Annotated in this window: 9 protein-coding genes; 5 read left to right on the top strand and 4 right to left on the bottom strand. The window is 43.9% G+C overall.

Annotation, left to right across the window (positions count from 1 at the left end; all coding sequences use genetic code 11):
- Nucleotides 1-58 precede the first annotated feature (58 nt).
- The 4 genes from ACRC53_RS11200 to dcuC all read left to right on the top strand — a co-directional run bounded on the left by ACRC53_RS11200 (nucleotide 59) and on the right by dcuC (nucleotide 5,846).
- Nucleotides 59-1,312, top strand: a complete 1,254-nt coding sequence (locus tag ACRC53_RS11200) for a capsule biosynthesis protein (RefSeq protein WP_438643481.1) — start codon at nucleotides 59-61, stop codon at nucleotides 1,310-1,312.
- A 173-nt stretch (nucleotides 1,313-1,485) separates the two neighbouring features.
- A complete protein-coding gene (ompA, locus tag ACRC53_RS11205) occupies nucleotides 1,486-2,508 on the top strand; it encodes a porin OmpA (protein WP_438643482.1) in 1,023 nt (340 codons plus the stop codon).
- 1,058 nt (nucleotides 2,509-3,566) lie between these two features.
- Nucleotides 3,567-4,064, top strand: a complete 498-nt coding sequence (locus ACRC53_RS11210) for a hypothetical protein (RefSeq protein ID WP_438643483.1) — start codon at nucleotides 3,567-3,569, stop codon at nucleotides 4,062-4,064.
- 420 nt (nucleotides 4,065-4,484) lie between these two features.
- Nucleotides 4,485-5,846, top strand: coding sequence for a C4-dicarboxylate transporter DcuC (gene dcuC, locus ACRC53_RS11215; RefSeq protein WP_438643484.1), 1,362 nt, complete (start codon nucleotides 4,485-4,487; stop codon nucleotides 5,844-5,846).
- A gap of 175 nt (nucleotides 5,847-6,021) precedes the next feature.
- Here the strand turns inward: dcuC and mepA are convergent, their stop codons facing one another.
- The 3 genes from mepA to prmB all read right to left on the bottom strand — a co-directional run bounded on the left by mepA (nucleotide 6,022) and on the right by prmB (nucleotide 9,224).
- Nucleotides 6,022-6,873, bottom strand: coding sequence for a penicillin-insensitive murein endopeptidase (gene mepA, locus ACRC53_RS11220; RefSeq protein ID WP_438643485.1), 852 nt, complete (start codon nucleotides 6,871-6,873; stop codon nucleotides 6,022-6,024).
- Nucleotides 6,874-6,879: 6 nt separating this feature from the next.
- On the bottom strand, nucleotides 6,880-7,971 hold the full coding sequence (gene aroC / locus ACRC53_RS11225; protein WP_438643486.1) for a chorismate synthase: 1,092 nt from the start codon (nucleotides 7,969-7,971) through the stop codon (nucleotides 6,880-6,882).
- A 320-nt stretch (nucleotides 7,972-8,291) separates the two neighbouring features.
- Entirely contained in the window at nucleotides 8,292-9,224 is a 933-nt protein-coding gene (gene prmB, locus ACRC53_RS11230; protein WP_438643487.1) for a 50S ribosomal protein L3 N(5)-glutamine methyltransferase, read from the bottom strand.
- 76 nt (nucleotides 9,225-9,300) lie between these two features.
- Between prmB and smrB the strand changes: the two genes are divergently transcribed.
- A complete protein-coding gene (gene smrB / locus ACRC53_RS11235; RefSeq protein WP_438643488.1) occupies nucleotides 9,301-9,825 on the top strand; it encodes an endonuclease SmrB in 525 nt (174 codons plus the stop codon).
- Nucleotides 9,826-9,942: 117 nt separating this feature from the next.
- Here smrB and sixA read toward each other — a convergent pair whose 3' ends face one another.
- Nucleotides 9,943-10,440 carry a phosphohistidine phosphatase SixA gene (gene sixA, locus ACRC53_RS11240; RefSeq protein ID WP_438643489.1) on the bottom strand — a complete coding sequence of 166 codons (498 nt, stop codon included), beginning with the start codon at nucleotides 10,438-10,440 and terminating at the stop codon, nucleotides 9,943-9,945.
- Nucleotides 10,441-10,976: the final 536 nt, after the last annotated feature.

Consider the following 10,976-nt stretch of genomic DNA (forward strand, 5'->3'; position numbering starts at 1 on the left):
TACTGCTTTTTATCCCTTCCTCGTTATTATTTTTTTATAACCGATTAGGCATCTGTTTATGCACAGAACAGCAACGGAGATGTTGTTATCAGGTCGGCGTTATCTGCTTTTACAAGGGCCGATGGGGTGTTTTTTTCAGCAACTCACCGAATGGCTACATGAACATAAACGCAGTGTTAAGCGTGTACTGTTTAATGGCGGTGATGCTTTTTTTTGTCAGGCTGAACAACAAAATGTTTTATCTTTTAACGCACAGTTTGAACATTTTCCACAGTGGTTAGCAGAGCAACATACCCTATGGCCATTTGATACCCTGGTCTGTTTTGGTGATTGTCGGCCACTGCACCGTTTAGCATGCCAGTGGGCTGAAAAACATGCAGTGCGTTTTCTGGTGTTTGAAGAGGGATATTTTAGACCTTATTATATTACGCTAGAGCAAGGTGGTGTAAATGCTTTTACTGCCATGCCAAAATGTGCAGACACTTATATTAATAACCCATTGCAACCGGCGGTTATTCCTAAGCCCATTCACCCACCCTTTTCGGTAATGGCATGGTCAGCCATGCAATATTACTGGCATGGAAAAAAAGCACGGGCACAGTACCCCCATTATAAACACCATAAATCATTCTCTATTCCATATGAATTACGTTGTTGGGTACGTGCCGGGTTTAGAAAATATTGGTATCAATATAAACAACGAAAAATGTTGGGCCACTTACTTGAACAGCACGATAACAACTATTATCTGGCTGTATTGCAAGTTTATAATGATAGCCAAGTAAAAACACACAGTGATTATGCAGATGTACGCGAGTATATTGATGAGCTAATTACATCATTTGCACAATATGCTGATAAAAATCGGGTATTAGTGTTTAAACACCACCCAATGGATCGCGGGCACCGCTATTACGGCCACTTAATCAGTGAGCTGGCTAAAAAAGCGGGTATAGCGTGCCGTGTTTATTATATGCACGATCAACACCTGCCTACCATGTTAAGGCATGCGTGTGGTGTTATTACCATTAATAGTACCGTTGGGCTCTCTGCATTACACCACGGCTGTAAATTAAAAGTGATGGGCCGCGCATTATATGATATGCCCGGTTTAACATACCAAAACTCACTCAATCTGTTTTGGAATGCAGAACACCGTATTGATAAACGGCTTTACCGTGCATTTAAAGAGACATTAATTCAGCACACCCAATTAAATGGCTCTTTTTTCACAAATAACCCGTGGATGAGCCCTTTAACAACAACGGTTATTAATAAAAATACAGTACGGAAAGCACAAACTGTTAAATGATCAAATAAAACGACAAGTTACAATTACGAGCTACTTCCTGTAGAACACATTAATATCAATACCTCTATTTATATTCATATTATTGATTATGAAAGAGTGTGGATATATTTATTATGGTGAAAGCACCATTATCTATTATGCACTTGCGTGCAAAAAACTAATAAGAGATTCAAATGAAAAAGACATTCTTAGCATTAACTGTTGCCAGCTTATTCTCTGCTACTGCGGCACAGGCTGCGCCACAAGATAATACTTGGTATGCGGGTGCTAAATTAGGTTGGTCACACTACACACACGTAAATTTATCTCAGCAAGCAAGCAATCCGTCTAATCGTGATAAAAGTGACGTAGGTGCAGGTGTATTTGCAGGTTACCAAATCACCCCATGGTTAGCGATTGAAGGTGGGTATGATTACTTGGGCCAAATGAAGTATAACTTTGTTGATGGCCGCCGTAAACTGATGACTCAAGGCATTCAACTGAGTGCTAAATTGGGTTACGAAGTTATTGAAGATTTTGACCTTTATACCCGTGTAGGTGTAATGGGCTATCGTGCTAACGGTAAAAACTCCCATGACACGGGTGCATCACCGGTTGTTGCGTTAGGTGGTGAATATGCATACAACCCTAACTGGGCTGTACGTGCTGAATATCAGTGGATTAGCGATGTAGGTAATAAAGCCAAAGTTGGCGCACGCCCGGACTCTAACTTGTTAAGCCTAGGTGTTGTTTATCGCTTTGGTCAAACAGTCGCAGCCCCTGCCATTGAGCCTGTTGTTGTTGCACCAACTATTGAAACTAAGCGTTTTACCCTAACTTCTGATGTGCTGTTTAATTTCAACAAAGCCAGCTTAAAGGAAGAAGGTAAAGTTGCTCTGAGCAAAATGTACCAAGAAATGAGCAACATGGGCCTAAAAGATCAATCTACTGTGGTTCTTGGTTACACTGACCGTATTGGTTCAGAAGCTTATAACTTAAAGCTTTCTACACAACGTGCAGAAACTGTCGCTAAATTCCTTGTAAACCTTGGCCTGCCAGAAAGCAACTTGAGTGTTAAAGGTATGGGCGAAGCAAACCCAGTCACTGGCACACAATGCGATACTGAGAAAAACCGCAATAAGCTAATTGCTTGTTTAGCGGCTGATCGCCGTGTAGATATTGAAATTCAAGGCGCTAAAGATATCGTTACTGAGTAATGACACTCTTGCCCCCTTATCAAATTGAATAAAAAGTGTTCATTGATGAGGTGCTGTGCTCACAGTGAGTAGTATACTTATTGTGAGCATGGTTATTGGTGTTCAATATTGATTATCGTTGTAACACTATTCTCATCTTATCTTATCTCATCTTATCTTATCTCATCTTATCTCATCTCATCTCATCTCATCTCATCTCATCTCATCTCATCTCATCTCATCTCATCTCATCTCATCTCATCTCATTAGCAGTATAAGTTATTTTCATCGTATAATATCATTATGTTCCCCCCTATTTCTTCCTATTAAAATAAAAGAGTCCGTAATACATATTATATTTACTGCTATCTTACAAATAAAATAAGAGTTTTATCATTTATATGACGTTGAAGATTAACGCTGATACTGTACATGATTATTTTCGAACACGTATCATCACTGAGCAGAAAATATTGAGGAGGCTTTATTTTTTTAAAAGAAATGTTATAGCAGATAAAAAAAGAGGGCCGGAAAAATATCACTCCGACCCAGATATGATGATAACAAACAACACAGTAATGTGTGTATATACATTACCAGCCATTCAAAAGTTGTTACATATAATGCAGTGATAAAATTCACAAAACAAGTTAGGACTTTGTGCCATGTTTTTAATACGTACAAATAAATAAAAAATTTAGTTTCATAAATGAAATTTAAAAGTTAAAATCGTAGCAATTTAACTCCTATCATGTCTGTTTTCGCACTCTTTATCTTATGTGATAAAGCCTATTCAATAAAAACTCAAGTAAGCCATTAAAATTAAAATCCGACTTAAAATCGAATCAATTAAAAATGTAAATGATTCAAATCAATACGTTACAAACAAAGCTCCATTTTTAAATGAAATTTAATTAGATCTCACATTGAAGAAAAAAGAGTTAGGTATTATACCCTTTATACAACACAAAACCTCACGAAAACCCACACGGTTAGCTTATAAAAGTCATAAAGAATTAATATATACAACTGTATATACCTGAATAACATTTTGTATTGTTTCTTAAGGGGTTAATTCTATGATTAAATTTATTTCTCATCTGGTTATACTCTGTATTCCATTTATGGCATCTGCTGAAAATAACCTCTCTGTATTGATACACGGCTCATCTCTGCATTCTGGCTGTATAAAAGGCCAAGGAAAAAGAGCCAAAACTTGCGACTTTAATACCTTTAACCCCGGATTAGGCCTTGATTGGGCTCTTATTGGCAACTCAGTAACAGGCAAACTCTCTGTACGCACCGGCACATATTATGACTCATTACGTGATATGGCCTACTATGTTGGCGCTGCATACAATAAAGAGTGGAATATCTCCCCTAATTTCACACTGGGCATTGGCATTCAGGCTGGGTATTTAAACGGCTCAGGTGAAAATAATATCGTTGCACTGCCGATGATCTCATTAGGTTATAAACAGTTAAGCCTAGAAGTGGGTTATGCACCTAAATCAGGGTGGGGGGGAAAAGAGCGTAGAAGTAATGTCACTCTATTTACACTAAAATGGCAACTATAATCTCCCCTATTCTCTTACACACGGCACACAACAAATGCAAAAATGTGCACATCTGTTTATTTTAAATTTGTGAGCCGTGCCGTTTAAATCATCACCGCTCAGATCAACTTCACGTAACTCTCCCCTGAATGATTGACCTTATTTACCTATCTATGCGAAAGTCGCCGCGCTTCAAATAACCTTATTTAATATCAGCGCGCCCAGTGTAATAAGCAGGTGTAATAAGATTGACGCTTATTCGACTCACTGCTTCATTTAAATAAAGACCTGTATATACGTTGCTATACACACCTGAGAATCCGTGTGTGTAAATACACAAATAGCGCAAACAAATTAAACATTATTGAAACAAAATAATCGAGCCGATAACAATTTTCGTTTCTGCCTGATCTATACATTTTTGTTACAAGGAGACCCTATATGGTCGCTCTCATCAGTTTGGTTGTGGTATTTGCAACCGGTTATCTTATTGTTAAAAAATATAATCCGCAGATGGTTCTTTTTATAGCCGGTATCATTTTATTGGCTGCGGCTATTTTACTTAACACAGGTGTTCCCCTGCCCGAAGCTAAATCAAGTGGTTCGGTTTGGCTCGATATTTTCTACTATATTAAAGGGATGATGGGCAGCACTGTTGCCGATTTAGGCCTGATTATTATGGCCGTAGGTGGTTTTGCTAAATATATGGATCATATTGGTGCATCGCGCGCACTTGTTGCCATTTCAACTCGCCCACTTTCAATTATTCGCAACCCCTATTTAGTAATGGCAATGGGTTATATTTTAGGCCAATTGCTAAACATCTTTATTCCCAGTGCAGCAGGTTTGGGCTTGTTATTAATGGTCACAATGTACCCCATTATGATCAATTTGGGGGTTAGCCGCATGTCGGCAACCGCTGTTATTGCAACAACAGCATGTCTTGATCTGGGCCCTGCTTCAGGTAACGTGAATCTGGCATCTAAAATTGCCCAGATGCCTGTTACCGAATACTTTTTGCACTATCAAGGCCCTGTTGCTATTGCAGGCATGCTAACCATCGCGGTTTTACATATGGTGGTACAGCGTTGGTTTGATCAGCGTGAAGCAAAAAAAACCGTAACACATGAAGAGAATAACACGACGGAACAAACCCTAAGCACCCCGCCGTTATGGTATGCACTGTTTCCGATGATCCCGCTGATCCTGATTTTCACCTTCAGTAAAATGATCATCTCTACCGTGAAAATTGATGTCGTTACCGCTATGCTGATCAGCTTTGCGGTAGCCATGGCCGTTGAAACAGTACGCTTTGGCGGTAAAAAAGTCTTTAAAGATATTCTGGTGTTCTTTGATGCAATGGGCAAAGCATTTGCGCGTGTAGTCAGCCTGATTATTGCCGGTCAAACACTGGCACATGGCCTAAAAGCGATTGGTATTTTGGATATGGTGATCCACGGGGCGATTGCCTCAAATGTTTCGCCGGTATTTCTCGTTCTGCTCATGGTGGTGATTATTACTATTGCCGCATTCCTGATGGGCTCAGGTAACGCACCATTCTTCTCATTTGCTGCTATGGTGCCTGATATTGCCGGAAAAGTGGGGATTCAAGCAGTATCCATGCTGCTGCCGATGCAATTAGCTGCGGGCCTTGGCCGCACTATCTCCCCGATTACTGGCGTGATTGTTGCCGTTGCTGGCGCAGCAGGAGTATCACCGTTTGACTTGGTCAAACGCACTGCCATTCCAATGCTCGGTGCACTGGTGGTCACCACCCTGTACTCGTTGATTTTCTACGTATAATCACAGTGTAATAGGCACATACGTTTATACGATAACTATTTACAGCCATCAAATATCGTAGGTCGATGGTAATTAAAATGGCCGAAACAGTGCACACTGTAACGGCCATTTTTTATTTGTGATTGGTTTATCTCTATTTCAGAAAATACCCAGCTAAATTTCAGAAAACACCCAGCTAAGGCAGCAATGCCCGACATGCTGCAGGCATTACAGGAGGGGCTTTTGGCAATGCAGGTTTTTTAGGCGATGCGGGTTTCACTGCCGGTGGTGGGCGCAACCAATCAGTTAGCTCCTGTCCACAACCATCACCAGGGGGTGGGGGTAGCTGCGCTTCACACGCCGTTGAACCTGGTGGGCAAGCAAGCCTGACATGCATGTGATAATCATGCCCACCCCATGGCCGCACTTTATGCAACCAACGGGTATCACCTGCTGCTTTTGCCGTTTCACACAACTGCTTTTTTATGGCCGGATTAACAAAAATACGTGCCACATTAGGATCTGTGGCTGCCAGTTCAATTAAGCGCGTGTATTGCGCCTTCCACAATGCAGGTTTGACTTTTCTGGCTGAGAAATCAACCAAGCTCACCGCAGATGGATTCTGCTTTTGCTTAGCACTGAGTTTTCCCTGACTAAAGCGCAGCCAGATATCCACATCTAACCCATTTTGATGGCTTGCATGCCCTGAGATAAAACGCCCACCTACAGGCATCGCCATATCGCCGACCCAAAAATTATCCAACCCCGCCTGCTGGCTACGCTGGGCTAATCGCGTAATAAAACGAATCAACTCTGGGTGCCCAAAATAACGCAACCGCTCGGTTCTGATCACCTCATATCCTTTGCCTGATAACGGCAACGGCACAGCGCCAACCACACACCCATTGGCATACCCGCCAATCGCTTGCGGTGCACCGCGCATCGGAGCGGTGAACTGACTCCACGGTGACGCAGTGGCGCTCAGGGCAAAACTCCCCAATACTGCGGCTACACACAGTGAAATCACTGGTAATTTATACTGACTCATCGTAACTCATACTGACCATGATGGCGTAGTGGTTTGCACATCCGCACATTGTGCGCGATGGCGCAGTAAGTGATCAAGCAACACAATCGCCATCATCGCTTCGGCAATCGGCACAGCACGCAGGCCGACACAAGGGTCGTGCCGCCCTTTTGTCACAACGTCAATCGCCTCGCCTTGGGTGTTGATCGAGCGTCCCGCAATCGTAATGCTGGATGTCGGCTTCAGCGCAAGATGCGCCACTATCGGCTGGCCGCTGCTGATCCCGCCCAAAATACCGCCTGCATGGTTGCTTAAAAAACCCTGCGGGGTGATCTCATCACGGTGCTCACTGCCGCGCTGATTAACCACGGCAAAACCATCACCAATCTCGACCCCTTTCACAGCATTAATGCTCATCAGTGCGTGGGCTAAATCAGCATCTAAGCGATCAAAAACGGGCTCACCCAAGCCAACCGGCACGTGCTCGGCAATCACTGTCACTTTTGCACCGACCGAGTCACCCTCTTTTTTCAGATCACGAATCAGTGCATCTAGATCCTCTAACTTTGTGGGATCAGGGCAAAAGAAGGGGTTTTGCTCAACCTGCTGCCAGTCAACCAGATCAAGTGCGATATCCCCCATTTGGGATAAATAGCCACGCACTTGCACACCAAACTGTTGTTGCAGGTATTTTTTGGCAATGGCACCCGCTGCAACACGCATCGCGGTTTCGCGGGCAGACGAGCGGCCACCGCCACGGTAATCGCGCAAACCGTATTTTTGGTGATAAGTGTAATCGGCATGGCCGGGGCGGAACTGATCTTTAATCGCCGAATAATCTTGCGAACGCTGATCCGTATTTTCAATTAACAGCCCAATACTGGTGCCAGTGGTTTTTCCCTCAAATACACCTGAGAGAATTTTTACCGCATCCGGTTCACGGCGCTGTGTGGTATAGCGTGATGTTCCAGGGCGACGGCGATCCAGATCGTGCTGTAAATCGGCCTCGGTTAGGCTAATATTGGGCGGCACGCCATCTACAATGCACCCTAATGCGATGCCGTGTGATTCACCGAAGGTTGTCACCCGAAAAAGTTGTCCGATACTGTTCCCTGCCATCAGTCCATCCGTTTTATATTCATCGTTATTATTGAGGGTTTTTGCGCTATTTTTATGTTTTACGCGTTATGTTTTGCGTTTTTACTCTCCTTGATAATGCGCAATAAAAACGGGCAGCTCAAGGCTGCCCGTTCGGAATTTACATATTTTCTGCTAGATTACGCTAAAAATGGCAGCGCATCACCCAGATCACGCGGTTTTATCTCTGCTCAACGGTGATAACGTTAAGATGGTTTGCACAGTAAAAAGCATTAGCCTCTGTCTGTCAGCACCACTGACACGCCACAACAGAGAAACCGTGGGAGATGAGCCCGCATTAATCAATCACGGTAAATCGCAAAATGGTGGTAGTGATCAACAAGTTGCTGACGGGTCAGCATAAAGACCCCTAAACCACCGTGTTCAAATTCCAGCCATGTAAACGGCACATCAGGATACTGTGCTTCTAAATGAATCATGCTGTTGCCCACTTCGCAAATCAGCACACCATCATCACGCAGATAATCGGGTGCACAGGCTAAAATGCGTTTCGTCAGTTTCAGCCCATCGCTGCCTGAGGCCAAACCAATTTCAGGCTCATGGTGATACTCATCAGGCATATCGGCAATGTCTTCAGCATCAACATACGGTGGATTTGTGACGATTAGGTCATATTTATCCTGCGGCAGATCGCGGAAAACATCAGAACGAATTGGCGTAACCTGCTGTTCTAAGCCGTGTTCGTAGATATTATGTTCAGCAACAGAGAGTGCATCCGGTGAAATGTCTACGGCATCCACCTCGGCTTCAGGAAATTGTGCGGCACAAGCAATGGCGATACAGCCGCTTCCGGTGCACATATCCAAAATACGCTTTGGTTCACGCGGTAATAAGCCAGCAAAATGGTTCTGGATTAGCTCACCAATCGGGGAGCGTGGAACAAGAACCCGCTCATCAACGTAGAACTCCATGCCACAAAACCAGGCGCTGTTCGTGATATAGGCTACCGGTACACGCTCATTAATCCGGCGGGCAACCCGTTCGATAATACCGTGGCGCTCGCTGGGCAGTAAACGGCTGTTGTGCATCTCTTGCGGTAAATTTAACGGCAAATAGAGCGTTGGCAGCACTAATGACAGGGCCTCATCCCACGGGTTATCGGTGCCGTGGCCATAGTATATCCCCGCTGCATTGAAGCGGCTGACGGTCCAACGCAACATATCTTGTAAGGTATGCAGCTCATTGACAGCTTCATCAATAAAAATCTTATCCACGTGTAAAACCTCGCAACGTGATAATCTACGGGTTGTTTCACTCTATCACTACTGATTGATACGAACCCGATATCACATGAAGAAAAAAAACAGATTGTCCGAAGACGACTGCACCTTGTTTCAAGAAGCCATACAAGGGGCGAAAAAGTTGGTGCAGGATACCATAATCCCACCCCGCATTCAGCGCCCTGAACGTGCGCAGATTCGTCTGCGTCAAGAGCAAAAAGATGCCAGCTTCTATTTCTCTGATGAGTTTCAGCCGCTCATTGAGCACGATGGGCCAGTTCGCTATGTCAGGGCCGACGTCAGCCATTATGAGCTCAAGCAGTTACGACGTGGCGATTTTACCCCCGAACTGTTTCTTGATCTGCATGGGCTCACACAAGAAGAGGCAAAAAAAGAGCTGGGTGCACTGCTGGCCGCATGCCGACGCGAGCATGTCTCTTGTGCGTGTGTGATGCATGGTTATGGCCGCCATGTATTGAAGCGGCAATCCCCGTTATGGTTAGCACAACACCCTGAAGTTAGAGCGTTTTATCAAGCCCCTAAAGAGTGGGGGGGTGATGCAGCATTGCTGGTTTTACTCGATGTCGTTGAGTAGCCATGCCAGCGTTGATGAACATGTTATAAATATCCCGTTATACGCTTGTTTCAAAACGAAAGTATTTCAACACCGCGGTATTTCAAAACAAGTGTACTTATACATGTGCATGTATTCTTAGAGCAGTTGGCTTGGCTGTATTAAGCGTAACAGTGTTCCTTGACCGGTGCTGGCATCAATGTGTACCTGTGCCAGCCCTGAGGTTGCAAACATGGGCGGAACTTCCCCTACACACAAATCAGCCACTAAATACCCAACCAATGGCAGGTGTGATACCACCAGCACACTGTTTAAGCCACTTGTGGCTAATGTCGTGAGGTAATCGGCGATCAGTGTTGGGTTACAATCTGGTGTTAAGGCATCCCACGTTTCTGTCTCTTGAATCACCGGTAACAGCGGTTTGATAACATTAAAGGTTTGCTGGGCTCGTAAATAGGGGCTAACCAGTGCTCGTTCAATGCCTGTGCTTTTTAGCTCTGCTATCTGATGATATTGCGCTGCAAGCCATGTTGCTACTAACTGAGACTCTTCGCGGCCGCGCGGTGTCAGTGCGCGCTGGGCATCACTAGGGGCTTGATGAGTCGCCTCACCGTGTCGCATAATAAATACGTGCATAATAACTGTAATCTTCTGTTTTAATTCGGTTTATCCGTAATAATCTGGCGAGAAAAACCTTACCAGAAAAACAACATAGGCAATTGCCGGTTTACGGTTTAATACCGTATTTAAGATAATGTTTAAACACAGATCTCTATCACTGTGGCAACTTACCGAGCTTACAATTTACAACCCTAATAGGGTAGCCATAATATTGTGGCCTCTTACTCACCTTTTGTGGCTGGCAAGTCATACGCTGTGCTATAGCGTAACACTCGATAGACCTATATTGATTGCATAACTATCGGTATATCTAAAAATTATATTGTGCCTGAATATGTCTAAAAACTAAACGCCGCCCCCTACGAACGTGATGCTCACCGCATGCTGGCAACCGTATAAACGGCACTTTTCTCACTGTCTATTCTGATAAACCACCCTGATTAATGCCTGATATTTGCCACGCTAAACCAAATAAGGTGCTGCCCCTTACTGAGAAAGCAGAGAAAGAAAATTGCACACTGTTTACTCACGCACCATAATGTGAATACGCT

This window comes from Plesiomonas sp. (assembly GCF_051652165.1).
In the GTDB taxonomy this organism is placed as follows: Bacteria; Pseudomonadota; Gammaproteobacteria; order Enterobacterales; family CAMTGL01; genus Plesiomonas.

Bases quoted from the DNA above. Each gene is read 5' to 3' on its own strand.
- ACRC53_RS11200 (WP_438643481.1), top strand. From the start codon at position 59: ATGCACAGAACAGCAACGGAGATGTTGTTATCAGGTCGGCGTTATCTG.
- ompA (WP_438643482.1), top strand. From the start codon at position 1,486: ATGAAAAAGACATTCTTAGCATTAACTGTTGCCAGCTTATTCTCTGCT.
- ACRC53_RS11210 (WP_438643483.1), top strand. From the start codon at position 3,567: ATGATTAAATTTATTTCTCATCTGGTTATACTCTGTATTCCATTTATG.
- dcuC (WP_438643484.1), top strand. From the start codon at position 4,485: ATGGTCGCTCTCATCAGTTTGGTTGTGGTATTTGCAACCGGTTATCTT.
- mepA (WP_438643485.1), bottom strand. From the start codon at position 6,873: ATGAGTCAGTATAAATTACCAGTGATTTCACTGTGTGTAGCCGCAGTA.
- aroC (WP_438643486.1), bottom strand. From the start codon at position 7,971: ATGGCAGGGAACAGTATCGGACAACTTTTTCGGGTGACAACCTTCGGT.
- smrB (WP_438643488.1), top strand. From the start codon at position 9,301: ATGAAGAAAAAAAACAGATTGTCCGAAGACGACTGCACCTTGTTTCAA.
- sixA (WP_438643489.1), bottom strand. From the start codon at position 10,440: ATGCACGTATTTATTATGCGACACGGTGAGGCGACTCATCAAGCCCCT.